Genomic DNA, 25,387 nt, shown 5'->3' on the forward strand with positions numbered 1-25,387 from the left:
CAAGGCACGGGGTGGAATAGCGATACACAAGCATTGCGCCCGCGGCCGCTCACAAGGTTCGTCCGCGGGTGTGCATCAATTCCTGGAGCACAAGATGAGCATCACCAATCAAACCTCGAAGGCGCGCAGACGCCTGCTGGCCGCTGGCGTCGCAATGGCAGCCGGCTTTGCCGTCATGACCGGCGCTCAGGCGCAGGGCAACTATCCGACCAAGCCGATCACGATGATCGTGCCGTTCTCGGCCGGCGGCACCACCGACATCCTGGCCCGTATCGTCAGCCTGCAACTGGGCAAGGCGCTGGGTCAGCCGGTGGTGGTGGACAACCGTCCGGGCGCAGGCGGCAACATCGGCGCGTCGCTGGCCGCCAAGGCACCGGGCGACGGCTACACGCTGTTCATGGGCACGATCGGCACGCATGCGATCAACCAGTCGCTGTACTCGAAGCTGCCGTACGACCCGGTCAAGGACTTCGCGCCGATCACGCGCGTGGCCATGGTGCCGAACATCGTCGTGGTGAACCCGAAGGTGCCGGTTCACAACATCAAGGAGCTGATCGCCTACGTCAAGGCCAACCCGGACAAGCTGTCGTACGGTTCGTCGGGCAGCGGTTCGTCGATGCACCTGTCGGGCGAGCTGTTCAACTCGATGACCGGCCTGCATATCCAGCACATTCCGTACAAGGGCAGCGCCCCGGCCGTGAACGACCTGCTGGGCAACCAGATCGGGCTGATGTTCGACAACATGCCGTCGTCGTACCCGCACGTGAAGGCTGGCAAGCTGCGCGCCATCGCCGTGACCTCGGGCAAGCGGTCGCCGGCACTGCCGGACGTGCCGACCGTGGCCGAAGCCGGTGTGCCGGGCTATGAAGCCACGTCGTGGTTCGCCCTGTATGCCACTGGCGGCACGCCGCAGCCGATCGTCGATCGCCTGAACGCCGAAGTGGTCAAGATCCTGGCCATGCCGGAAGTCAAGAAGCAGATGGCCGAGCAAGGCGCCGAGCCGAATCCGGAGAAGCCGGCCCAGCTGGCCGCCTTCATGAAGTCCGAAACCGCCAAGTGGGCCAAGGTGGTGAAGGCTTCCGGCGCGACGGTGGACTGATCGCCTGAGCCTGCGTCCGTAGTCCGCAGGCAAGCCATACAGCAGTACTGGAACCGGCCCCGGGCGCCTGCCCGGCGGCCGGTTTTTTATTGCCCGCGCCAAAGCCCGCGCGCCAAAGAAAAAGCCCGCGAGGTTGTCGCGGGCGCAAATCCCAGGTCCGTGAAGGACAGGAGGAGACAAGCTGCAGCTTCGGCGCGCCGCCGGGCAGGCCCCGGCAGCCCGCGGGCAATCAGGACAGGCTGTATTTGACCACCTGCTCCTCGACACCGACGAAGCGCACCAGCTGCCGCAGGCCGCTGGCGTATTCCTTGATATGGTGGCCGTCCGGGGTATCGGGCAGCCGGTAGTAGATCGGGGCCGTTCCGGCACGTGCGCGCGCGGCGCTGATGGACGCCGACGACTCGCCCGCTGCCGTGCCTTCGGTGATTTCCGGTCTTGCGTTCATCGACGACTCCCAGGAGACGCATGGCGCTGAACGTTGGGCCGGCAAGGAAAAGGCGCGCGCATGCGGGTGGCAATGTCTGGAATGTATTGCAAGCGGTCGCGAAAAGCCATTTCGATTTTTTTACATCAGTTTCAGGACAATTGCCTGAGTTGTCATATTTAGGATTCTGTTGAGCTGTCGATATCCGGAGGATGGGTGCCGCGCCGGCGCCGCCCAACAGGCGTTGCAAGGGTTAACGGCATGACGCGCCCTGACTTGCGCGCTACCATAGCGCCACCCTGAACATTCCCGGCTCAAGGCAGCAACGTTCATGCCAACCCGGGCCACCAATTCCACGGCGAATGTCCACCCAGCACGCGCTCCTGATTTCCCTGATTGAAAAGCCGTCGTCGGGTTACGACCTGGCGCGCCGGTTCGACAAGTCCATCGGCTATTTCTGGCACGCCACGCACCAGCAGATTTACCGCGAACTGGGGCGGATGGCCGAAATGGGCTGGATTGCGGCCGAGGACGGCGGCAAGGATCAGGCGGCCATGGCCGCCCCGGGCAGCACCCCCGACGGGGCGCCGGCGGAAAAAAGGAATCGCAAGAAGGTCTATTACGTGCTGCCGTCCGGCCGCGACGAACTGGTGCGATGGGTGCTCTCGCCCGGTGCGGGGCTGGACCAGCGTGAGGAAATTCTGGTCAAGCTACGTGCAGATGCTGCAATCGGGCCGCTCGGGCTGGACGAGGAAATGCGACGCCTGATCGCCCTGCACGAGGATCGCCTGGCGCTCTACCGCGATATCGAACGCAAGGATTTCGGCGGCACGCTCGATCGGCGCCAGCAAATCCAGTATGCGCTGCTGCGGCGAGGCATCCGGTTCCAGGAGGACTGGGTGAAGTGGGGGCGCGACTTGATGCCGCTGCTGGAAAAGCCCGGCGAAGGATAACGGCACATCACCGGCTGACGATCGCCTTTCCCGCCCGGTCTTGCACCGGCGCGGGAAAGGGAGACGTCAGGAATACATCAGAAAAACGCCAATCAGGCGACGCTGGCCGCATGCGCGGCGGCTTCGGCCGGCGCCAGCCCCAGGCGGCGGCGAGCCAGCGCGTATTCTTCGACGAAACGGCGCACCAGCTCGGCCGCCGGCACCACGCGCTTGATGGCGCCCACGCCCTGACCGGCGCCCCAGATGTCCTTCCACGGCTTGACGCGGGTCGAACCGAAGTTCATGGCCGTGGCATCCGAGGTCGGCAGTGCTTCCGGGTCCAAGCCGGAGCGCACGATGCTTTCGCGCAGATAGTTGCCGTGCACGCCCGTGAACAGGTTGGAATAGATGATGTCGTCGGCGTTGCTGTCGACGATCATCTGCTTGTAGGCGTCCTGGGCATTGGCTTCCAGCGTGGCAATGAAGGCCGAGCCGATATAGGCCAGGTCGGCACCGGCGGCCTGGGCGGCCAGCACGGCGTCACCGCTGGCGATGGCGCCGGACAGCAGCAGCGGACCATCGAACCATTCCCGGATCTCGTGCAACAGCGCAAACGGCGACAGCGTGCCGGCATGGCCGCCTGCGCCGGCCGCGACGGCGATCAGGCCGTCGGCGCCCTTGTCGATCGCCTTGCGGGCAAAGGTATTGTTGATCACGTCATGCAGCACGATGCCGCCGTACGAATGCACGGCCTCGTTGACTTCAACACGGGCGCCCAGCGACGTGATGACGATGGGCACCTTGTAGCGCACACACATTTCCAGGTCGTGTTCGAGCCGGTCGTTGGACTTGTGCACGATCTGGTTGACCGCGAACGGTGCGGCGGGCCGGTCGGGGTGCCTGGCGTCGTGCTCGGCCAGCTCGGTCGTGATGCGGTCGAGCCATTCCTCCAGCTTCTCGGCAGGACGCGCGTTGAGCGCCGGGAACGAGCCCACCACGCCGGCCTTGCATTGCGCGATGACCAGATCGGGATTGGAAATGATGAACAGCGGCGAGCAGACGGCCGGCAGCGACAGGTTTTGCAGCAGGGCGGGAATGGCCATGACGGTTCCTTCGGAGGAGGCGGCAAATCGGTGGGGCACATGCCATCGACGCGGCGAGGCAAGCAGGCGATCAGGCAATCGGACTTGTTATGCAACCAGTTGCATGATGAATCGCAAGGTATCACGTTCGCCGGGCTACCTGCAACTGGTTGCAATGACTATTTGCGGCACCGCCGCAGCGGCCAGTGGCGCATTGTCTACAATGGCCCCATTGCCTTAGCGCCATGCAGGAGAAGAAGTGGTGACTCACCCCGCGATCGACGCCCGCCAGGCCGGCGGGGCGCAGCCGGTGTCCGACGACCTGTTCGATGCCGACCTTGCCGCCTGGTATCGGCAGCCCGAACGTGCATTCGATGGCTGGCTGGCGCGGCATGGCTTTCGCCCCGGCACGGCCATCGTGTACCGCGCGATGTGGGGCAAGTTGCTGCGCTGGTCCGCCGAACAGGGTCTGCCGCCACTGAAATGGTCGGCCGCCCAGATCGGCGCCTTTCTCGATGCGCAGAATCTGCACAAGCGACACCGCTATCGATATGCGCGACTGATAGAGCGGATCTTCCATCACCTGGCTACACTGCAACAGAATTTGCACAATCCGGCCAGCCAGGCGGTCAAGGCGCATCTGGCCGACGGCGAGAACGATCCCACCGCCTTCCTGCTGCCAGGCGAGCGCGACCTGCTGGTGGCCCGCATCCTGGCCCCCCAGCCGGAATTGCCAAGCGGCAAGGATGCCAGGGGCGACATGTCCCCGACAGCCTGGAAGCGTGCCCGCGATGTGGCGCTGCTTGCCACCTTGCTGGGCGGCGGCCTGAAGGTTGCCGAGGTGCGCGCGTTGCGCCTGGATGCCATCGAAGGCATCGACGGCGGTGCCATGGCCATCCGCATGGTTCGCCCCGATAACGGGCGTACTTATATGGTGCCGCTGTTTGGCTTCGCCCATGCGCCGCTGCGCCGGTGGCTGGCGGTGCGTCAGGCGGCGGACTCTTTGGGCGACCTGGTATTCCCGGCGATGGCCAACGGCCGGCCGATGCATGCAGCGTCGATCTATCGCCGCATTGAAATCCTGCTGGAGGAGGCCGGCGTGCTGGCCGGACGCAGCGAGCGGGCGTCCCCCCAAACGCTGCGCAATACGTGTGGCGCCATGCATTTCGATGCCGGTACCACGCCGGCCGCCGTGGCCCAGCTGCTGGGCATGCGCGATCTCGAATCGGGCTGGCGGCTGCACGCGGCCTACGAGGCGTGGCAGGCCCGCGCAGGGTTGCCTCTGATGGCGCCCCAGGCCGCGCGCGCCCCGGAATCCTGAGAATCATTTGAATGCCGGACGCGGCCGTAATAGGGGTGGGATAAGATGTCGGATCGACGCGCGAATCCCGATCCGGATTCGGCCAGCGTCCTGAAATACTTACCGACCTGACAATTTCCATGGCTGAAACGTTATTGCTGACCGGCGCAACCGGATATATCGCCTCGCACACCTGGGTGGCGTTGCATGAGGCGGGCTATCAAGTGATCGGACTTGATAATCTGTGTAACAGCAGCCGCGAGGTGGTGAGCCGGCTGGCCCGCATTACTGGCACCACGCCGAATTTCGTCGAAGGCGATGTGCGCGATCGCGCGCTGCTGGACCGCCTGTTTGCCGAGCACGAGATTGCCGGTGCGATTCATTTTGCGGCGCTGAAGGCCGTGGGCGAATCGGTCAGCAAGCCGCTCGAATATTACGGAAACAACCTCGAAGGCATGATCACGCTATGCAGCGCCATGCAGGCGGCTGGCGTGCGGCAACTGGTGTTCAGTTCGTCGGCCACGGTCTATGGCAATCCGCATACGGTGCCTATTCTCGAGGATTTCCCGCTATCGGCCACCAATCCCTACGGGCAGACCAAATTGATGGGCGAGCAGATCCTGCGAGATCTGGAAAAATCCGATCCGGAATGGCGTATCGCTTTTCTACGGTATTTCAATCCGGTCGGGGCACATGAAAGCGGCCTGATTGGCGAGGACCCTGGCGGCATTCCGAACAACCTGATGCCTTACGTGGCCCAGGTGGCAGGCGGACGCCGCGAAAAACTCAGTGTCTACGGTGGCGATTACCCCACCGTCGACGGAACCGGGGTGCGCGACTACATCCACGTCTGCGACCTGGCCGATGGCCATGTCGCGGCGCTGAACTACCTTCGCCAGCACCCGCGCGGGATGACCGTCAACCTCGGCACGGGCCGTGGCTACAGCGTCCTGGAGGTAGTGAAGGCCTATGAACGTGCCAGCGGGCGCGCCGTACCCTATCAGATCGTCGAGCGGCGTCCGGGCGACATTGCCTCGTGCTATGCCGATCCGGCGTTGGCGCAGCAGCTGCTGGGCTGGCAGGCCCGCCACGATCTGGACCGGATGTGCGAGGATTCATGGCGCTGGCAGTCGATGAATCCCAAGGGGTTTTCCGCCTGAGCGGCACTCGACAATAAAAAACCGGGCCTTGGCCCGGTTTTTCTTTGCTCGCGCGCGTGGCGTCGCGGCTTAGCGAATCAGGAAGTCTTCCATCGACTTGCCATTCGCCAGTGCCTGGGTCAGCCAGCCCGGACGCTTGCCGCGGCCGGTCCAGGTATTGCCGGCGCTATCGCGATAACGGACCGGAACCTTGCGTGCGGTAGTGGCCTTCTTGCCGGCCACGCCTTTGCCACCAAATCCGAGATCTTCGGCGGTCAGGCCAAATTGTTCGATTTTCTCGCGAATCTCGGCGATCACCGTCGCTTGCTCGCGCGCCTTGATCTCTTCGGCCTGCCGCTGCAGTTCGCTGATTTTCTGAACGATTTCCTGATATGTCGCCATTTGTATCCCTCGATTTACTGGTGGGTCCGTGAATTGACGAAAAGCATTATAACCACTGTGGGCCGTGCTGCAAATGCTTTGCGGCCGCAAGCCAAAAAATACGAAAAATCTCAATTAGGAAGAATTACTGAACTTATGACAAGGGCGATAGTCGGTTGTGCACGCGTGCTGGTGTGGCGGAATGCCCCAGCCGGGCGCCGGCCGCACGGCGGTGTACGGCGCACCCATCAATCGGAAAACATGAATCGAAACTTAATGCCGAAAATAACCATTCCGTTCTGATGCAAGGGTCTTTCAGCGAACGCTGAATTCCGCAGGGTGGCGATATTCATTTGCGCCGCCTGTGCCGGGGAAGCCCGCCCTGGTGCCGTACGCGCCATATTCCGGACAGTGCAAAGTGCATCACCCGCCATGCCTGAAAGCCATTTGCCGCGCAACTCAAGGAAGGCTGGGCGCTGGCCGTTATCGAGTCCTGAGCGGGCCGTACGGGGTGTCGGTCTGCCGGACCGAAGCAGGGGAGTGGCTTCGGGTTATCTCCTAATGATCAGCACATCATGTCCTTTCATCAGAATATTCAGATCAAGACCCTCTTGCGGGGCGCCATGGCCGCGTTGGGAGGCATCCTGCTGGTTGTGGGCGGGGCAGGCTTGCACGGTATTTCGCAATCCAATGATGCGCTGAAGGAGACCTACGCCAACCAGCTGGCTTCGTCCCAGGCACTGGCCGAGGCGATGATCGGCACCACGCGCCTGCGCCTGGCGCTGGACCGTACCGTCATGCCCGGCAGCGAGGGCGAGGACATGAACAAGCACGTCGAACGCTCGAAGGTCTTCGTCGAGTCGTCGGAAAAGGGCTGGAAGCGCTATTCGGCGTTGCCGCAGAACGACGAGGAAAAGACGCTGGCCACCGCGTTGGCCGCGAAACGCCAGGAGTTCTTCGAGGCGGGCGTAGCCAGGTGGCAGCAGGCGCTGACCTCCGGAAACCGAGAGGAAGCCCTGCGCATTGCGCGCGAAGTCATGCCGGAACTGCAGCGCAGCATGTCCTCCGCGCACGAAAAGCTGGAGAAATTCCAGATGGAAGCCGGCAAGGCGAACTTCGAAGCGGCCCAGTCCCGGTTTGAAGCGATCCGCACGATGTCGATCCTGCTGATCGTCTTCGGCCTGGTCATTGCCGTGGTGGCCGCCATGATGCTCCACCGCGCCATCGTGCGACCGGTGGAAGAGGCGCTGTCGGTGTTCGAGCGCATGGCCGCCGGCGACCTGACGTCGCGCATCAGCAGCATGTCGAAGAACGAGGTGGGCCGCATGATGCAGGCGCTGGCCAGGATGCAGGACAGCCTGTCGGGCATCGTGTCGGAGGTGCGTACCGGCACCGATTCGATTGCCTCGGCCACCCAGCAGATCTCGGCGGGCAATACCGACCTGTCGCAACGTACCGAAGAGCAGGCCGCCTCGCTGGAGCAGACCGCCGCCAGCATGGAAGAACTGACCACCGTGGTGCGCCAGAACGCCGACAACGCCCGTCAGGCCGGCGTGCTGGCCGGCGAGGCATCGCAGATCGCCATGAAGGGCGGCGACGTGGTGGGCCGCGTGGTGGACACCATGAACGAGATCAACGGCGCATCGCGCAAGGTGGTCGAGATCATCGGCGTGATCGAAGGCATCGCCTTCCAGACCAACATCCTGGCGCTGAACGCCGCCGTGGAAGCCGCCCGTGCGGGCGAGCAAGGCCGCGGCTTTGCCGTGGTGGCCGGCGAGGTGCGCAGCCTGGCGCAGCGCAGCGCCAATGCCGCCAAGGAAATCGAATCGCTGATCAGTGAATCCGGCCAGCGCGTGGAAAGCGGCACGAAGCTGGTGGCCGAAGCCGGCAACACCATGGGCGAGATCGTGCAGGCCGTGCGTCGCGTGACGGACATCATGAACGAGATCAGCGCCGCGTCGCAGGAACAGACCACCGGCATCGAGCAGGTGAACCAGGCCGTGGCCCAGATGGACCAGGTCACTCAACAGAACGCGGCACTGGTGGAAGAAGCCGCCGCCGCCGCGGGCGCGCTGGAAGAACAGGCGCAGAAGCTCAAGAGCGTGGTGTCGGTGTTCTCGCTGGCGTCCGACGGCGGCGCGACGCGCCTGCTGGCAGCGCCGTCACGGCCCGCGCATGCGCTGGCTCCGGCCCAGCCCGTGGCCGCCCCGGTTGCATCGGCCGCATCGGCCGCACCCGCCGCAACGGGCAGGTCCACCGCCGTCGCCGGCGCTCACGAACGTGCGCCCGTGCGTCCCGCCGCCAAGCGTCCGCCCGTGGTGCGCAAGACCCGCGAGCCAAAGCTGCTGCGCCCCGCGCTGAACCAGCCGGCTGGCGCGTCGAACGCGGACGACAACTGGGCCGCCTTCTGATTGTTTCGAGCCCGACATAATCCGGACTGAGTGCCACAAGGTTCACACGGAGCGCGCAAGATGCCATGATGCGGGGTTTTGTCTGTCCCGCATCCCGGTGTTCCCCGCGCCCTTGCCGTTTCCCTTCGCGCAGCCCCAATGATTGCCACGAATACCCTCCTGTTGCTGCTTGCAGCCGCGCTCGGCGTCGTTGCCGCGCGAGGCATGCGCGCTGCCAAGCCGGATGGCGAGCCGGGGCGCAAGGCTGTCCGATCGCTGGCGTGGTCGGCCGCGCTCCTGTCGCAGGCCACCACGGGCATGCCGCTCTGGGTGGCGGTGGCTTCGGGCACGCTGACGGCGGCCAACCGCGGCGCCGACGTGGCCGCAACCTTCGCCGCGACGCTGGCGGCAAGCCTGGCCGCGTCGCACCTGATTGCCCCTGCCTGGCACTGGATGCGCCAGGGCAGCCGTGGCTGGCAGGTCGCCATCGTCACGGCCATGCTGGCGGGTGCCGGCCTGGTGGCGGTGGCCGGCGCACGGCTGGGCCGGGCCTGCGGCGGGCTGTCCATGTCGCCGCGCAACTGTCTGGACGTGGCCGGCCTGCATGGATCGGCGTGGCTGGCCGGCGGGCTGGCGCTGCTGTGCTCCGCGCTCTATGCGATGCATCGCATCCAGTCGCGCAGATGGGCCGGGGCCTATGCCGAGGGGGCGCTCGCCGACGACGCCTCTGACGAATTCCCGGTTGCCGCGCGTGCCGGCGAGCCGCGCCTGGTGCGGCGCGGCCACGGTCGGATGGGTGGGCTGACCGTACGCTCGTCGGGCCGCGACCAGCCGCCCGTGGGCGAATACAGCGTCAGCAACGAAGACCTGCCCGACCGCACCGCCTTCGCGCGCTGGCTGGACCAGACCATCGCGCACGCCCGCCTGTCGGAAACCGCCTGCGCCGTGCTGTTGATCCATATTGCCGACTTCCGTGAAGTCGACGAAGTCTTCGAAGTCCGCGCCGACGACATCCTGGCCCAGGATGCCGGCGCGCTGGCCCAGGCCGCGCTGGAACCGCATCATTTCCTGGCCAGGCTGGCGCGCGATGAATTCGCGGTGGGCGTGCCCGAACTGGTGCAGCACAGCCGGGCGCACGAACTGGGCGCGCGCGTGCTGGGGTCGCTGTCCGAATTCGTGGCGGCGCGCGGGCTGCAGATGCAGATCGGCGTGAACATCGGCATCGCCATCTATCCGCGCGACGCGGCCACGTCGGAATCGCTGATGCAGGCGGCGCGCGTCAGCCTGTCGGAGGCACGCGAAAGCGGGTCGAACCAGATGCGCGTGTTCAATTCCGCCGCCGGCGAACGGGCGCGCCGCATGCGCGTCATCCGCCGCGATCTCTGGCCGGCCATCCAGGACGATGCCTTGTCGCTGATGTACCAGCCGAAATACGACGTGAAGTCGCGTGGGGTGGTGGGGGCCGAGGCGTTGTGCCGCTGGCGGCATCCGACGCTGGGCCCGGTCAATCCTGCCGAGTTCATCATGGTGGCCGAGCAGTCGGGCCAGATCGACAAGCTCGACGACTGGGTCATTTCGACGGTCTGCGCGCAGGTGCGCGCGTGGCAGGACGCGGGCCTGCAGACGGTGCCGGTGGCCATCAACGTGTCGGGGCTGCGCTTTGCCAGCCGCAACTTCCCGCAGTACCTGCTCGAACAGATTCACCAGCACGACATTCCGCCGTCGGCCATCACGCTCGAGATTACCGAGACGGCCGCCATGAAGGACATCGGCAAGTCGATGGAGACGCTGGCCGAGCTGCAGTCGCTGGGCATCCACGTGGCGCTGGACGACTTCGGCAGCGGCTACTCGAGCCTGGGCTACCTGAAGCGGCTGCGCGTGGGCACGCTCAAGATCGACCGCACGCTGATCGGCGGGCTGGACGCCGACCCGCAGGGCCGGGCGATCGTCGGGTCGATGGTGGCGCTGGCGCACGAACTGCGCATGAAGGTGGTTGCCGAAGGCGTGGAGTCGGCTTCGCAGCTGGACATCCTGCACGGCATGGGCTGCGACGAGGTGCAGGGCTACCTGATGGCCATGCCGCTCGACGCTCCGGCGTTTGCCGATCAATTGCATGGCGCCCAGCCGCTGCGCGCCTGATCCGGCCCTGCAAAAAGTGAATAATTGTCAATAACGCTAAAGCGCGCGCCTGGCGTGTCGTTATGAAGGTGACAGGGCAGTGGCGCAGGCCGGATGTCGCACGCCCTGGCCTGCTGGCCTGTCCGTCGCCGGCCGTGCTGCCTTGCCACTGGCGGACCAACCCATACGGAGTCCCCGATGTCCCTTCCGCACATCCTAGTCGTTGACGATTCGCCATCCCTGCGCCGCATGACGGTCGCCTGCCTGCGCGCGGGCGGATTCACGGTGACCGAGGCGGCCGACGGCAAGGAGGCACACGAGGTGGCCATGGAAGGGCAGTTCGGCATGCTGGTCACCGACCAGGTGATGCCCGTCATGGACGGCCTGTCGCTGATCCGCGCGCTGCGCGCCACCCCGGCCTATGCGTCGATGCCGATCCTGATGCTCTCGACCGAGCACGACGAACGCATCCTGGACCAGGCCCGCGAGGCCGGCGCGTCGGGGTTCCTGGCCAAGCCCTTCGATCCGGAAGACCTGCTGGCCTCCGTCCACGCGCTGCTGGACCCTCCCACGGAGGGGTAAGCCGGGCGCCAAGTCGTCCTTAATTCACCCCGCATCGTGCCGTAAATACTGGAGGGCCATAGCAGGTGGTCCGGCTCGGCCCATTGGGCTGCAGGCCGGCAGACCGCCTCGGGTCGCCAGCAGCCAGGGGCACGCTTACCCCGGCCACGACCAACCTTGCCAGCGGGGGCAACATGAATACCAGCAACAACCGCGCGGACGGCGCGGGAGAAGAATTCCTGGCCTTCCGGCTCGGCCGCGAGGAATACGGCATCGACATCCTCAAGGTCCAGGAAATCCGTGGCTACGAATCGGTCACGCAGATCGCCAACGCGCCTGACTACCTGAAGGGCGTGGTCAACCTGCGCGGCACCATCGTCCCGATCATCGACCTGCGCATCAAGTTCAACCAGGCCGAAATCAGCTACGACCAGTACACGGTGGTGATCATCGTCGATATCCATGAACGCACGACGGGCATCGTGGTTGACGGCGTATCCGACGTGCTCACGCTGACCCCGTCGCAGATCAAGCCGGCGCCGACGCTGTCCGGCGGCGTGGCCACCGACTATATCCGCGGGCTTGGCTCTCTGGAGGGTCGCATGCTGATCCTGACCGATATCGAGAAGCTGATGAACGTTGACGACCTCGCGGCGCTCGACGCCGCGGCCGGCACCGCCTGACCCACACCGTAACAAGCGGCCCGTAGCGCCCGCGCGAATGCGGGGCGCCGGTGCCGGAGCCTTCAACGCAGTTCGAGTACCCATGCGCAACAACCAGCCTGTCACGCAGCGCGAGCATCCGCTCTCGCCGGACGATTACCTGATCTCCCGAACCGACCTCAAGGGTCGCATCACGTTCGCAAACCGGGCGTTCGTGGAGACCAGCGGCTTCTCGTCGGCAGAGCTGCTGGGCGCACCGCACAACCTGGTGCGCCACCCGGACATGCCGCCCGAAGCGTTTGCCGATCTCTGGACGTCGATCCAGGCCGGCAAGTCGTGGGTCGGCATCGTCAAGAACCGCCGCAAGGACGGCGACCACTACTGGGTGCAGGCCACGGTCACGCCGACCCGCGTGGCCGGCCGCATCATCGGCTATACGTCGGTGCGGTCGATGGCGTCGCGCGAGCAGATCGACGCGGCCGAGGCCGCCTACAAGCGGTTTCGCGAGCATCGCGCCGCCGGGCTGGCAATCCGCGACGGGGCCGTGGTGCGGACCGGCGTGGCCGGCTTATTCGGGCGCCTGACCCGCCTGAACCTGCGCCGCCGCATTCTTTGGGCCCAGGTGGCCGGGCTCGCATGGTTCCTGCTGGCGCTGGCCGGCGTGCACTGGATGTCCGCCGACGCTGCCGCCCAGATGTGGCCGTGGCTCTGGGGCACTTTCGCGCTGGCCGTGATCTCGTCGATGGCTTCGGCCGCGATGCTGGTGTCGCGCGTGGAAAAGCCGGTCGGCGAGATGCTCGACTTTGCGCTGCGCATGGGCGCCGGTGACCTGACCACGACGTTCGAGCACAAGGCCGGCGACGAAGTGGGTGCGCTGGCGCGCGCCATGCGCACGATGCAGCGCAGCCTGCTGTCGGTGGTGCATGACATTCAGGAAGGCATGACCAGCATCTCGACGGCCACGCACCAGGTGGCCGCCGGCAACAACGACCTGTCGCAGCGCACCGAACAGCAAGCCGCCTCGCTGGAGGAAACGGCTTCGAGCATGGAGAAGCTGACCGGCACGGTCCGCCAGAACGCCGACAACGCGCGCCAGGCCACGGGCCTGGCCGCCAATGCGTCGGAGACGGCCGTACGCGGCGGCGAGGCCGTGGGGCGGGTGGTGCAGACGATGAACGAAATCAACGAGGCATCGCACAAGATCGTCGACATCATCGGCGTGATCGAGGGCATTGCCTTCCAGACCAACATCCTGGCGCTGAACGCAGCCGTGGAGGCGGCGCGTGCCGGCGAGCAGGGCCGCGGCTTTGCCGTGGTGGCAGGCGAGGTGCGCAGCCTGGCGCAGCGCAGCGCCAACGCGGCCAAGGAAATCAAGGGCCTGATCGGCAACACCGTGTCGCGCGTGGAAAACGGCGCGGCGCAGGTAGGCGAGGCCGGCGCGACGATGGACGAGATCGTCCAGGCCGTCAAACGCGTGACCGACATCATGGGCGACATCAGTTCGGCATCGGCGGAGCAGAGCGCCGGCATCGAGCAGGTCAACGAAGCCGTGGCGCAGATGGACGAAGGCACCCAACAGAACGCAGCATTGGTGGAGCAGGCCGCTGCGGCGGCCGGCGCACTGGAAGAACAGGCCGACCGCCTGCGCGAGTCGATCTCCACCTTCCGCGTGAGCACGCAGGCCGAGGTCCGGCCCGCGCGCCAGCGCCAGATGGAGACGATGGCGGAGGCGGCTGGCTGAAGTGGGGAGCAGGCCCGCGCCCGGCAGGGCAAGGGCCGTTTCAAAAAGGGCCGCGCCAAAACACGCGGCATCAGGAACGGGGTAGAACAGCCGCCCACGCAGGCGGCCGCGACAACAACCCGGGTGGCATCGCCCATCCCGGTCATTTCTGACAGAAGAAGGGGGTAGTTCTATGCAGTGGTTCAATCAACTACGCGTTACGACCAGGCTGATCGCCGGCTTCCTGGTGGTATCGGTGATCGGCGCCGTCATCGGCCTGCTGGGCGTGGTCAACATGGGGCGCATGGCGGAATGGACCGGCAAGATCTACAACACCGACCTGCAGGCGCTGAAGGCCGTGCAGGACGGCAACATCAACCTGGTCTATGCCAGCCGCGCCCAGATCGCGCTGCTGTCGGCATCGACCATGGGCGAACGCGCGACCGAGAAGGAAGAGATCCAGAAATCGCTGACGACGATGGAGGCGCGCGTAAAAACTGCAAAGGAATCGTTCAGCCAGCCGGAAGGCCAGGCGCTGTTCAAGCAGTATGAAGCGCTGGTGCCGCCGTTCCGCGACCGCATGACCAAGTATGTGGAACTGGTGAGCAAGCAGCCGCTGGACACGTCGCAGTTCGAAAGCACGGTCTTCACGGAAAGCGCCGACCTGCTCAAGGAAAGCCGCGCGCTGGAAGATGTGCTGTTCAAGATGGTCAAGCGGCGCGACGACCGCGCCAGGTCGAACATGGAAGAGTCGACCAGCGTCTACAACAGCTCGCGCGTGCTGATGCTGCTGCTGGTGCTGGGCGGGCTGGTGATCTCGGTGCTGCTGGGCTGGTTCCTGGCACGCCAGCTGTCGCGCCAGCTCGGTGGCGAACCGGCCTATGCCGCGTCGATCGCCGCGCAGATTGCCGATGGCGACTTCTCGGCCAGGGTGGAGCTGCGCCGTGGCGACGACCACAGCCTGCTGCACGCGATCAGCCAGATGCAGCAGCAGTTGTCGTCAATGGTCCGCGACTTCAAGGAATCGGCCGAATCGATCGGCACGGCCTCGCGCGAGATTGCCGCGGGCAACAACGACCTGTCGCAGCGCACGGAACAGCAGGCTGCCTCGCTGGAGGAAACGGCTTCGAGCATGGAGCAGCTGACCAGCACCGTGCGCCAGAACGCCGACAATGCCCGTCAGGCCAGCGGCCTGGCGGCCAATGCGTCGGACACGGCCGTGCGCGGTGGCGAGGTGGTGGGCCGCGTGGTGGACACCATGGGCGAGATCAACGACGCATCGCGCAAGATCGTCGACATCATCGGCGTGATCGAGGGCATCGCCTTCCAGACCAACATCCTGGCGCTGAACGCTGCCGTGGAAGCCGCCCGTGCGGGCGAGCAAGGCCGCGGCTTTGCCGTGGTGGCCGGCGAGGTGCGCAGCCTGGCGCAGCGTAGCGCCAATGCGGCCAAGGAAATCAAGACGCTGATCGACAACTCGGTGGCGCAGGTGGACACCGGCGCGGCACTGGTGAGCCAGGCCGGCACGACGATGGACGAGATCGTGCAGGCCGTGAAGCGTGTGACCGACATCATGGGCGAGATCAGCGCCGCATCGGCCGAGCAGAGCTCGGGCATCGAGCAGGTCAACCAGGCCGTGGCCCAGATGGACGAAGTGACGCAGCAGAACGCGGCGCTGGTGGAGCAGGCGGCGGCGGCAGCCGGTTCGCTGCAGGACCAGGCTTCGCGTCTGCTGGACTCGGTGTCGGGCTTCCGCCTGTCGCACGACGATGCAGCGGCGGCCTCGGCGCCGATGCTCGCCGCCCCGGCGCCCGCCGTGCGCTCGGTGGTCAAGCCCGCCGCCAAGGCCCCGGTGAACCGTGTGGCCAAGGGCAGCAAGCGGGGCAAGCCGGCCAGGGCCGGCACCGCGCTGGTGGCCGCCACACCGGCTGTGGCTGAAGTTGCCGGCGAGGATGCCGATACACAGAAGAAGCGCCCGGCGCTGACGGCGGCTGCGTCCGCCAGCCCGGCATCCGACAACGGCGACTGGAGCGCCTTCTGAGCGTCATCGGGACGACTTCCGACCGCCAAATAATCGTCGTCTGAAAAGACGACAGCGCCCCGGCACAGCGTTGTAATTGTTGCGCCGGGGCGTTCACTCGTCTGCAGAACACCATGAACACCGACATCAGTCTGTCCCTGTCGGCCGAAGCCGCAGCGCGGCTGCGCGCGGACTTCGATGCGTTTGTAAAAGTTTCCACAGGACTCGACCCGCAGTTCATTCCGCCTGCGTTCGACGATTTCCTGCGCGCGCGGCTGATCCAGCAGGACGGCCCACTCACCGAACGCGCCGTCATGCGCCTGCTGGCCAGCGGCGAGTACGGCTGGGCGCGGAAGGTCTTCGACAAGCAGTTGCCGAACGCGTTGGCCGCGCTCATGCGCGATGCGCAGCGCTTCGGCTTCGCGCTGGCCGTGCAGCCTGACTGGACGTCCCAGCAGCGCGTGGAGCATGCGCGGGAGTGGGCCGCGAACATCCTGTCCGAAGCGGGCGCCGATGCCGCGTTCACCGAGGCGCTGGCGGCCCAGATATCGGCCTCTGCCGTCGACGTGCGCACGATCGAAGAGCGCATGCGCACGCCTGCCTGGCGCATCGCGGACAGCTTGCGGCAGCGCGCCTACGACGTCATGTACGCGTTGCAGACCGAGGAGAGCGAGGCGCTTGGCCGCAGCAAGGTGGGCGAGTTGCGCGCGCTGCTGGGGCTGGCGCTGGAGTATGGGTCGGTGAGCGCAGAGGAGGCCGCGCGCGTGCTGGAGCAGGTAGAGCGCGCGCGTCCGCATTTGTTCCGGGAAGCACCCGATGACGTGTTTGCGCGGCTGGCCGCGTGGTTGCGTCGCGTGTTTAGCCAAGGTGCGCTCGTTCGTCAATAGTGGAAACCAGCAACCCCCCTTTCGTGCGTTGCGTGTCCACCGTCGGAAACCCGTTTCCGTTCAGTGCACAAACTGTGACAGCTTTGATGAAAATCAGAAGATAGTCACATTGGCTGTTACAAACTTCGGGGTCCATGTCTTTTCTTTACGACATTCGCCAATCCCCAACGTAAGTAGGGATTGGCATCGAAGGCGGAATGCCGATATAAACGTAACAGTTTCACTTACACTCTGTAACATCTGTAACGTTTCAGAGTTTAGGTGTAACCGGGCGAAGTTCCTTTCGTAGTACGTCGTACCCACTCGAACACGCAACAAACGATCTGGTCGCCGGCAGGGGTTTCCTTGCTGGTAAGCGCCGGACAAGCGGTCGAGGGGTTTTTTGGTAGCGGGGAAAAATTGGAAAGCAGTGAAGTTCTCCAGGAGATCAGGGAGGTCAACCTCGCCTATCTTCTGCTTGCGCAACGACTGGTGCGCGAAAACCAGGTGGAAGCCATGTTCAGGCTTGGTGTCAGCAAGGAAATTGCTGAGATCCTCGCCAAGCTGACCTCGGCGCAACTCGTCAAGCTGGCTGCATCGAACATGGTGCTGTGCCGTTTCCGCTTCGACGATCACGCGTTGCTGTCCACCCTCACACACACGGCCAAGAGCCATGATATGCAGCAGATCCACGCTGCTATCCTGCTGGCCCGGCAACCTGTGGAGTCGCTCAATTGACCGCGCTTCTCCAGGCCCAGCCGGCCCGCAGTTTCACGGCCACTCCCGTCCCCAACCGCAAGAGCGTCCTGCAGGATGCCAACCAGACCCAGCTTGCCATCGAGCTGATCGGCCTGGGCGCGCGCCTGCAGGTGCTGGAAGCCGAGACCACGCTCTCGCGCGACCGGTTGATCCGCCTCTACAAGGAGCTGCGCGGCGCATCGCCGCCCAAGGGCATGCTCCCGTTCTCGACGGACTGGTTCACCACCTGGCTGCCGAATATCCATTCGTCGCTGTTCTTCTCCGCGTACCAGTTCATGGTGCAGGAAGGCGAGACGTCGGGCATTCGTGCCGTAGTGGCCGCTTACCGTCTGTACCTCGAGCACGTTTCGCTGCTCGGTGGCGAAATCGTCTTAAGTTTCACCCGTGCCTGGACGTTAGTACGGTTTTTCGAGAGCAACATGCTGCAGCTTTCCTCGTGCACCTGTTGCGGCGGTCAGTTCGTGACGCATGCCTATGAGCCGCACGCGAACTTCGTCTGCAGCCTGTGCCGCCCGCCTTCGCGCGCCGGAAAGGTGAAGAAGCTCTCGAAGGACGCCGCATCCGCGCAGACGCAAGCCTGATTCACCGGGCCTGACGTCCGCGTGGCAGGTGGGCCCCGGTAACGGCGGGCGGTGACCCCGCTCGTCCGCACCGGATGCCCAGTGCGTGCCTGACGCGTGTTTTTCAGACGGGGATCCGATCGTGCTAGTAGTTATTGGCTATGTCGTCGTAGTCGTGGCGGTGTTGGGCGGGTACGCCCTCACCGGCGGACATATGGGCGCGCTTTATCAACCGGCGGAGCTCATCATCATCGGCGGTGCCGCCGTCGGCGCATTCATCAGCTCGAACAGCGGCAAGGCCATCAAGGCCACGATGAAGGCCATGCCTTCGCTGCTGCAGGGCTCCAAGTACAAGAAGGAACTGTACCTGGACGTGATGGCGCTGCTGTACGTGCTGCTGTCCAAGGCACGCCGCGAGGGCATCCTGTTCCTCGAAAAGGAAATTGCCGATCCCGCATCGAGCAGTGTCTTCAGTCAGTACCCGCGCATCCTGGCCGACGCCAAGATGATGGAGTTCCTGACCGACTACCTGCGCATGATGGTCAACGGCAACATGAACGCCTTCGAGATCGAGGCGCTCATGGACCACGAAATCGAAACGTTCCGCCACGAAGCCGAGATTCCCGCCCATGCGCTGTCGCGCGTCGGCGACGGCCTGCCCGCCTTCGGCATCGTGGCCGCGGTGATGGGGGTGGTGCACGCACTCGCCTCGGCCGACCTGCCGCCGGCCGAACTGGGCGCCCTGATCGCCCACGCCATGGTCGGTACGTTCCTGGGCATTCTGCTGGCCTACGGCTTCGTGTCGCCGCTGGCGTCGCGGGTCGAGCACCAGGTGTCCGAGAGCATCAAGATGTACGAGTGCATCAAGGTCACGCTGCTGGCATCGCTCAATGGCTACGCACCGCTGGTGGCGGTGGAATTCGGCCGCAAGGTGCTGTACTCCACGGTACGTCCGTCGTTCCTCGAGCTCGACGACCACGTGCGTGAAGTCAAGAGCCTGACCTGACGGGAGAGCAGCCATGAGCAGCGCCCAGGACCTGCGTCCGATCATCATCAAGAAGGCGAAGTCACACGCCAAGCCGCACGGCAACCACAGCTGGAAGATCGCCTACGCCGACTTCATGACGGCCATGATGGCGCTGTTCCTGGTGCTGTGGCTGCTGAGCTCGTCTTCACCGAAGACGCTCGTGGGCGTGGCCGAGTACTTCAAGACGCCGCTGAAGGTGGCGGTGGTCGGCGGCGACAAGAGCAGCCTGTCGAAGAGCGTCATCCCCGGCGGCGGCAAGGATCCGATGGCCAAGGACGGCGAGGTCATGAAGGCCCTGACCAACGATCCGGCGGACGCCCAGCGCCGCCGCGACCAGATGGACAGCGAGCGCCTGCGCGCGCTCAAGGGCCGTCTCGAGCAGATCATCGACAACAACCCCACGCTGCGCCAGTTCCGTCCGCAGCTGCTGCTGGACATCACCAGCGAGGGCCTGCGCATCCAGATCCTGGATACGCAGAACCGGCCGATGTTCCGTACCGGCAGCGCCGCCGTGGAACCGTACATGCGTGCCATCCTGCGCGAAATCGGCCCGGTGCTCAACGAGATGCCGAACAAGGTCAGCCTGTCGGGCCATACCGACTCGGCCACCTACATGATGGGCGAGCGCGCATACAGCAACTGGGAACTGTCGGCGGACCGCGCCAACGCGTCGCGCCAGGAACTGATCGCCGGTGGCATGCAGGAAGGCAAGGTGCTGCGCGTGCTGGGCCTGGCCGACACCATGCCGCTGGAGAAGAACGAACCGCTGGCGCCGACCAACCGTCGCATCAGCATTGTGGTGCTCAACAAGCGTGCGCAGGCCCAGTTCGAGTCCGAGAACGCCAGCGCGGCGGACGTTTCGGTGCAGGCGCAGAAGGGACGCATGGCCGAAGAGCTTCAGTCGCAGGTGCCGTCGCAGGCGGAAGCCACACCGGCGCCCGCGGCAAGCCCCGCCAACGCGCCCAAGGGCAAGTAGGAACGAGGGCGCGCCGCCGCGGTGGGTGGCGTGTCTTCCCAGAAATCTAGCGAGCCAGGACGATCATGTCTGTCGATATCGATATCACGCAGTTTTACCAGACCTTCTTCGAGGAGGCAGAAGAACTGCTCGTAGAAATGGAGCAGCTGCTGCTGGAGGTGGACATCGAGTCCCCCGATGCCGAAGCACTCAATGCGATCTTTCGTGCCGCGCATTCGATCAAGGGCGGTGCCGCGACGTTCGGCTTCACGGCCCTGACCGAGACCACGCACATCTTTGAGAACCTGCTCGACCGCACGCGTCGGCGGGAACTGGCCCTCACGCGGGTCATCATCGACACCTTTCTGGAAACCAAGGACGTGTTGCAAGACCAGCTCAACGCCTATCGCAACGGCACCGAACCCGATCCGGAAACGTTCAAGCGCATCTGCGCCGTCCTGCAGCAGCTGGCCCAGGAAGCCGGCGGCGAAGCGGCCCACGCTCCGGCCCCCGCACCCGCGCCCGTGGCAGCACCCGCACCGGCCGCCGCAACGGCCGGCGGCAACCTGAAGGTTCGCCTGATCAAGGTGTCGGCCGGTGACCAGGCACTGCTGCGCGAGGAACTGGCCAACCTGGGCGAGATCACGGGCCAGGAAGAGGCCGACGGCGACCTGACCATCTGGCTGAACAGCCAGTGCGGCACCGACGACATCATCGCGGTCTGCTGCTTCGTGATCGACGAGAAGCAGATCGTCGTGGAAGCGGTGGCAGCCGGCGATCCTCCGGCCGCCGCCGCGCCCGCACCGGCGCCTGCGCCCGTTGCCGCGCCGGCCCCGGCCGCTGCTGCGCCGGCCGCCGCCCCGGCAGCCAAGGACAAGGAAAAGGAAAAGGCCAAGCCTGCGGCAGCCGCCGCCGCGCATGGCCCCGATTCGGGTTCGATCCGCGTGCCGACCGAGAAGGTCGACCAGATCATCAACCTGGTGGGCGAACTGGTCATCACGCAATCGATGCTGGCACAGACCGCTTCGTCGCTGGACCCGGTACTGTTCGACCGCCTGTTCTCGGGAATGGGCCAGCTGGAGCGCAACGCGCGCGACCTGCAGGAAGCGGTGATGTCGATCCGCATGATGCCGATGGACTACGTGTTCTCGCGCTTCCCGCGTCTGGTGCGCGACCTGGCCAGCAAGCTGAACAAGCAGATCGACCTGGTCACGTTCGGCAAGGCGACCGAACTGGACAAGAGCCTGATCGAACGGATCATCGACCCGCTGACGCACCTGGTGCGCAACAGCCTCGACCACGGCATCGAAACGCCCGAGAAGCGCGTGGCGGCTGGCAAGGAGCCGACCGGCCAGCTGATCCTGTCGGCACAGCACGCCGGCGGCAACATCGTCATCGAAGTGAGCGACGACGGTGGCGGCCTGAACCGCGACCGCATCCTGTCCAAGGCCCTGCAGAACAACCTGCCGGGCGTGTCCGAAAGCATGCCCGACGACGAAGTCTGGCAGCTGATCTTCGCGCCTGGCTTCTCGACTGCCGAGGTGGTGACCGACGTGTCGGGCCGTGGTGTCGGCATGGACGTGGTCAAGCGGAACATCCAGGAAATGGGCGGGCATGTCGAGATCAGCTCGCGCCAGGGCCTGGGTACCACCACCCGCATCGTGCTGCCGCTGACGCTGGCCATCCTGGACGGCATGTCGGTGCGCACCGGCGAAGAGACGTTCATCCTGCCGCTGAACTGCGTGATGGAGTCGCTGCAGCCGAAGGCCGACGACGTGCACACCGCCGCCAACGGCGAGCGTGTGATGAACGTGCGCGGCGAATACCTGCCGTTGCTGGAACTGCACAAGGTCTTCAACGTGGCCAACGCAGTGCAGGAACCCACGCAGGGCATCGCCGTGATCCTGGCCGCCGAAGGCAAGCGTTTTGCGCTCCTGGTGGACCAGCTGATCGGCCAGCACCAGGTGGTACTGAAGAACCTCGAAACCAACTACCGCAAGGTGCCGTGCATTTCGGCTGCGACGATCCTGGGCGACGGCAGCGTCGCGCTGATCGTGGACGTGGCCGCGCTGCAGCGCACCGGCGTGCGCCGCCAGGACATGGCGGTGGCACTGTAATCGACAGCAAGGAGAACAGACATGGCCGGCATCGGACACATCGATACCCAGGGCAGCGAAGCCTCTGGCCAGGAATACCTGGTCTTCACGCTGGGCACCGAGGAATATGGCATCGACATCCTCAAGGTGCAGGAAATCCGCAGCTACGAGACGGTAACCCGCATTGCCAACGCGCCCGACTTCATCAAGGGCGTGACGAACCTGCGCGGCGTGATCGTGCCGATCGTGGACCTGCGCCTGAAGTTCAACCTCGCCAACGTGCGCTATGACCACCAGACCGTGGTGATCATCCTGAACGTGGCGGGGCGCGTGGTCGGCATCGTCGTCGATGGCGTGTCGGACGTGCTCACGCTGACCGGCGACGACATCAAGGCCGCGCCGGAATTCGGCGTGTCGGTATCCAACGAGCACCTGACCGGCCTCGGTTCGGTGGAAGGCCGGATGCTGATCCTGATCGACATCGAACGCATGATGACCAGCGCCGAGATGGAACTGATCGAAGCCGAGTTCGCCTGAGCGCGCACCGGATCGCCCCCAACTGCCTGTACCGCCGATCATCGGCAACCCTGACGACATACACTCATGACGCCGCTCCGTTCTTCCTCCAGCGCCACCGGGAAGCCAGGCGCGGCCGCCAGCACGGCGACGCCGGTGCTGGCGCCCCTGCGCGACGACATGCGTGACTTCCTGCTGACCGAGCGCGACTTCGAGAAGGTGCGCGCGCTGATCCACAAGCGCGCCGGCATCTCGCTGGGCAGCCACAAGCGCGAGATGGTGTACAGCCGTCTGGCGCGGCGGCTGCGCTCGCTGCAGCTGAGCGACTTCGGCTCCTACCTGGAACTGCTCGAATCGGACGATCGCTCCGACGAGTGGGAGTACTTCACCAACGCGCTGACCACCAACCTCACGTCATTCTTCCGTGAGGCGCACCACTTCCCGTTGCTGGCCGAGCACGCAAAGAAGACTGGGCGGCCCTACAGCGTCTGGTGCGCGGCGGCGTCGACCGGCGAGGAGCCGTATTCGATTGCCATCACGCTGGCCGAGGCGCTGGGCGACCGCGCCGGGACCGTGCTGGCCACCGATATCGACACCCAGGTGCTGGCCAAGGCCCGCGCCGGCGTCTATACGACCGAGCAGGTGTCCCGGCTGCAGCAGGAGCAGCTCAAGCGCTTCTTCCTGAAGGGCACGGGCGCGCGCGCGGGCTCGGTCAAGGTCAAGCCGGAGCTGGCATCGACCATCGCGTTCGAGCCGCTGAACCTGCTGGCGCCCGACTGGGGCATTCGCGACAAGTTCGACGCGATCTTCTGCCGCAACGTGATGATCTATTTCGACAAGCCGACCCAGGGCCGCATCCTGGAGCGGTTTGCACCGTTGCTCAAGCCGAACGGCCTGCTGTTTGCCGGCCATTCGGAGAATTTCTCGTATGTCACGCGCGCGTTCCAGCTGCGCGGACAGACCGTGTATGAACTGGCGGGCAAAGGCGGAGGCGCATGATGCGCGGCACCCCCCAGATGCCCGAGGCCATTGCCACGCGAAAGTACTTCGATCGCGAATTCGGCAAGCAGGCCATCAAGCTGCTGCCCAACGAATACTACGTGACCGGCGATGACGTGGTGCTGACCACGGTGCTGGGATCGTGCGTGGCCGCATGCATCCGCGACGAAGTGGCCGGCGTGGGCGGCATGAACCATTTCATGCTGCCTGATGACGAGAACGCCGGCCCCGACCGCATGCTGTCGGCGTCGATGCGCTACGGCTGCTACGCGCTGGAAGTGCTGATCAATGAACTGCTGAAGATGGGCGCCCGGCGCGAGCGCCTGGAAGCCAAGGTATTTGGCGGCGGCGCGGTACTGGCAAACATGACGACCCTCAATATTGGGGACCGGAATGCCGATTTCGTACTGAAGTACTTGCGCACCGAAGAGATACGGGTGGCCGCGCAGGACCTGCGCGGGCCGCATGCGCGACGCGTCAGCTATTTTCCCGGCACGGGTCTGGCGCTGGTGCGCCGGCTGACCCGCTCGGACGATACCGTTGGCGTGGAGCGCGACGAGCGTGCCCTGGCACGCGCGCTGTCCACATCCACAAAGGCGCCCACCCGTGGTGCCGTGGCTTTGTTTACGCGGCAGGCATCGGCCAAGTTGCCGACCTGAAAACTGAAGACGTAGAGACGAACATGACCGCCGCGAAGATCAAGGTGCTGTGCGTGGATGATTCCGCGCTGATTCGCAGCCTGATGACGGAGATCATCAACAGCCAGCCGGACATGGAGGTGGTGGGTACCGCCCCCGACCCGCTGGTGGCGCGTGACATGATCAAGCGCCTGAACCCGGACGTGCTGACGCTGGACGTGGAAATGCCACGGATGGACGGGCTCGACTTTCTGGAACGCCTGATGCGCCTGCGGCCGATGCCGGTGCTGATGGTGTCCTCGCTGACCGAACGCGGGTCGGAAATCACGATGCGCGCGCTGGAGCTGGGCGCGGTCGATTTCGTGACCAAGCCCAAGCTCGGCATCCGCGAGGGCCTGATCGAATACACCGACACGATCGCCGACAAGCTGCGCGCGGCGTCACGGGCACGCGTGCGCGCCCGGTCCGAAGCTGCCGCGGGCAGCGCGCCGGCGGCGCCGATGCTGCGCGCGCCGCTGCTGTCGACCGAAAAACTGATCATCGTCGGCGCATCGACCGGCGGCACCGAAGCCATCAAGGAATTCCTGATGCCGCTGCCGCCCGATTCGCCGGCAGTCATGATCGTGCAGCACATGCCGGCCGGCTTCACGAAGTCGTTCGCGCAGCGCCTGAACGGCCTGTGCCGCATCACGGTCAAGGAAGCGGAGCACGGCGAGCGCGTGCTGCCAGGCTACGCGTACATCGCGCCGGGCGACTCCCACCTGCTGCTGGCGCGCAGCGGTGCCAACTACGTGGCGCACCTGTCGCAGGAAGCGCCGGTTAACCGGCATCGTCCATCGGTGGACGTGCTGTTCGATTCCGCTGCGATCCACGGCGGCAAGAACGTGACGGGCGTGATCCTGACCGGCATGGGCAAGGACGGCGCCCGCGGCATGCTGCGCATGCGCGAGGCCGGATCGTACAACCTGGCGCAGGACGAACAGTCCTGCATCGTGTTTGGCATGCCGAAGGAGGCTATCGCCACCGGCGGCGTGCATGAAGTAGTGCCCCTGAACCAGATGAGCCAGCGCGTCATGGCGCACCTGGCCACGTTTGGCGCACGGGCGCAGCGCGTGTAGTCCTGGATCTCGCGCGCGAGAGGTC

The 25,387-nt window shown here is 65.3% G+C and carries 23 protein-coding genes; 20 read left to right on the forward strand and 3 right to left on the reverse strand.

The features are described from left to right. The first annotated feature begins 94 nt into the window (after positions 1-94). Positions 95-1,099, forward strand: coding sequence for a Bug family tripartite tricarboxylate transporter substrate binding protein (locus BLQ58_RS13990; RefSeq protein WP_029051535.1), 1,005 nt, complete (start codon positions 95-97; stop codon positions 1,097-1,099). A 229-nt stretch (positions 1,100-1,328) separates the two neighbouring features. Here BLQ58_RS13990 and BLQ58_RS13995 read toward each other — a convergent pair whose 3' ends face one another. Beyond that, on the reverse strand, positions 1,329-1,544 hold the full coding sequence (locus tag BLQ58_RS13995; protein ID WP_029051534.1) for a hypothetical protein: 216 nt from the start codon (positions 1,542-1,544) through the stop codon (positions 1,329-1,331). 341 nt (positions 1,545-1,885) lie between these two features. Between BLQ58_RS13995 and BLQ58_RS14000 the strand changes: the two genes are divergently transcribed. Continuing rightward, positions 1,886-2,476 (forward strand): PadR family transcriptional regulator, encoded by a 591-nt coding sequence (locus tag BLQ58_RS14000; RefSeq protein WP_029051533.1) that lies wholly within the window; start codon positions 1,886-1,888, stop codon positions 2,474-2,476. A 92-nt stretch (positions 2,477-2,568) separates the two neighbouring features. On the opposite strand, the gene BLQ58_RS14005 is transcribed toward BLQ58_RS14000, so the two are convergent. Continuing rightward, positions 2,569-3,558, reverse strand: a complete 990-nt coding sequence (locus tag BLQ58_RS14005; RefSeq protein WP_092598824.1) for an NAD(P)H-dependent flavin oxidoreductase — start codon at positions 3,556-3,558, stop codon at positions 2,569-2,571. 241 nt (positions 3,559-3,799) lie between these two features. Between BLQ58_RS14005 and BLQ58_RS14010 the strand changes: the two genes are divergently transcribed. Together BLQ58_RS14010 and galE are read left to right on the forward strand one after the other, a co-directional pair. After that, positions 3,800-4,858: a tyrosine-type recombinase/integrase gene (locus BLQ58_RS14010; protein ID WP_254775943.1), complete on the forward strand. Its 1,059-nt coding sequence runs from the start codon at positions 3,800-3,802 to the stop codon at positions 4,856-4,858. 119 nt (positions 4,859-4,977) lie between these two features. Next, on the forward strand, positions 4,978-5,997 hold the full coding sequence (gene galE, locus BLQ58_RS14015) for a UDP-glucose 4-epimerase GalE (protein ID WP_092598830.1): 1,020 nt from the start codon (positions 4,978-4,980) through the stop codon (positions 5,995-5,997). Between the two features lie 69 nt (positions 5,998-6,066). On the opposite strand, the gene BLQ58_RS14020 is transcribed toward galE, so the two are convergent. After that, positions 6,067-6,378, reverse strand: coding sequence for an H-NS histone family protein (locus BLQ58_RS14020; RefSeq protein ID WP_029051751.1), 312 nt, complete (start codon positions 6,376-6,378; stop codon positions 6,067-6,069). A gap of 554 nt (positions 6,379-6,932) precedes the next feature. On the opposite strand from BLQ58_RS14020, the gene BLQ58_RS14025 reads away from it, so the two are divergent. From BLQ58_RS14025 to BLQ58_RS14100, 16 genes are all read left to right on the forward strand, one after another. Then, positions 6,933-8,768, forward strand: a complete 1,836-nt coding sequence (locus BLQ58_RS14025) for a methyl-accepting chemotaxis protein (protein WP_092598833.1) — start codon at positions 6,933-6,935, stop codon at positions 8,766-8,768. Positions 8,769-8,906: 138 nt separating this feature from the next. Continuing rightward, a complete protein-coding gene (locus tag BLQ58_RS14030) occupies positions 8,907-10,886 on the forward strand; it encodes a putative bifunctional diguanylate cyclase/phosphodiesterase (RefSeq protein ID WP_092598836.1) in 1,980 nt (659 codons plus the stop codon). A gap of 177 nt (positions 10,887-11,063) precedes the next feature. After that, a complete protein-coding gene (locus BLQ58_RS14035) occupies positions 11,064-11,447 on the forward strand; it encodes a response regulator (RefSeq protein WP_029051761.1) in 384 nt (127 codons plus the stop codon). 173 nt (positions 11,448-11,620) lie between these two features. After that, entirely contained in the window at positions 11,621-12,109 is a 489-nt protein-coding gene (locus BLQ58_RS14040) for a chemotaxis protein CheW (protein ID WP_092598839.1), read from the forward strand. An 82-nt stretch (positions 12,110-12,191) separates the two neighbouring features. Beyond that, positions 12,192-13,829 (forward strand): methyl-accepting chemotaxis protein, encoded by a 1,638-nt coding sequence (locus BLQ58_RS14045; RefSeq protein WP_092598842.1) that lies wholly within the window; start codon positions 12,192-12,194, stop codon positions 13,827-13,829. Between the two features lie 172 nt (positions 13,830-14,001). Next, positions 14,002-15,849, forward strand: coding sequence for a methyl-accepting chemotaxis protein (locus BLQ58_RS14050; protein WP_029051529.1), 1,848 nt, complete (start codon positions 14,002-14,004; stop codon positions 15,847-15,849). 113 nt (positions 15,850-15,962) lie between these two features. After that, entirely contained in the window at positions 15,963-16,715 is a 753-nt protein-coding gene (locus BLQ58_RS14055; protein WP_029051528.1) for a DUF4088 family protein, read from the forward strand. Positions 16,716-17,114: 399 nt separating this feature from the next. Next, positions 17,115-17,432, forward strand: a complete 318-nt coding sequence (flhD, locus tag BLQ58_RS14060; RefSeq protein ID WP_008647543.1) for a flagellar transcriptional regulator FlhD — start codon at positions 17,115-17,117, stop codon at positions 17,430-17,432. Then, entirely contained in the window at positions 17,429-18,034 is a 606-nt protein-coding gene (gene flhC, locus BLQ58_RS14065; RefSeq protein ID WP_029051527.1) for a flagellar transcriptional regulator FlhC, read from the forward strand. Before flhD ends, flhC begins: the two co-directional genes overlap by 4 nt. Before the next feature lie 121 nt (positions 18,035-18,155). After that, positions 18,156-19,019 (forward strand): flagellar motor stator protein MotA, encoded by an 864-nt coding sequence (gene motA / locus BLQ58_RS14070; protein ID WP_049815961.1) that lies wholly within the window; start codon positions 18,156-18,158, stop codon positions 19,017-19,019. Positions 19,020-19,032: 13 nt separating this feature from the next. Beyond that, the gene (gene motB / locus BLQ58_RS14075) at positions 19,033-20,016 is read left to right on the forward strand and encodes a flagellar motor protein MotB (RefSeq protein WP_029051525.1); all 984 of its coding nucleotides are present in this window, start codon (positions 19,033-19,035) and stop codon (positions 20,014-20,016) included. A 65-nt stretch (positions 20,017-20,081) separates the two neighbouring features. Further along, entirely contained in the window at positions 20,082-22,112 is a 2,031-nt protein-coding gene (gene cheA, locus BLQ58_RS14080; protein WP_092598845.1) for a chemotaxis protein CheA, read from the forward strand. A gap of 21 nt (positions 22,113-22,133) precedes the next feature. Beyond that, positions 22,134-22,628 carry a chemotaxis protein CheW gene (locus tag BLQ58_RS14085; RefSeq protein WP_029051730.1) on the forward strand — a complete coding sequence of 165 codons (495 nt, stop codon included), beginning with the start codon at positions 22,134-22,136 and terminating at the stop codon, positions 22,626-22,628. A gap of 66 nt (positions 22,629-22,694) precedes the next feature. After that, positions 22,695-23,606 carry a CheR family methyltransferase gene (locus tag BLQ58_RS14090; RefSeq protein WP_092598848.1) on the forward strand — a complete coding sequence of 304 codons (912 nt, stop codon included), beginning with the start codon at positions 22,695-22,697 and terminating at the stop codon, positions 23,604-23,606. Then, positions 23,606-24,265 carry a chemoreceptor glutamine deamidase CheD gene (cheD, locus tag BLQ58_RS14095; protein WP_092598851.1) on the forward strand — a complete coding sequence of 220 codons (660 nt, stop codon included), beginning with the start codon at positions 23,606-23,608 and terminating at the stop codon, positions 24,263-24,265. The genes BLQ58_RS14090 and cheD overlap by 1 nt, the downstream gene beginning before the upstream one ends. 23 nt (positions 24,266-24,288) lie before the next feature. Next, positions 24,289-25,362, forward strand: a complete 1,074-nt coding sequence (locus tag BLQ58_RS14100) for a protein-glutamate methylesterase/protein-glutamine glutaminase (RefSeq protein ID WP_092598853.1) — start codon at positions 24,289-24,291, stop codon at positions 25,360-25,362. Positions 25,363-25,387 lie beyond the last annotated feature (25 nt).

Origin of the sequence: Ralstonia sp. 25mfcol4.1 (assembly GCF_900104095.1) — a bacterium.
In the GTDB taxonomy this organism is placed as follows: domain Bacteria; phylum Pseudomonadota; class Gammaproteobacteria; order Burkholderiales; family Burkholderiaceae; genus Cupriavidus.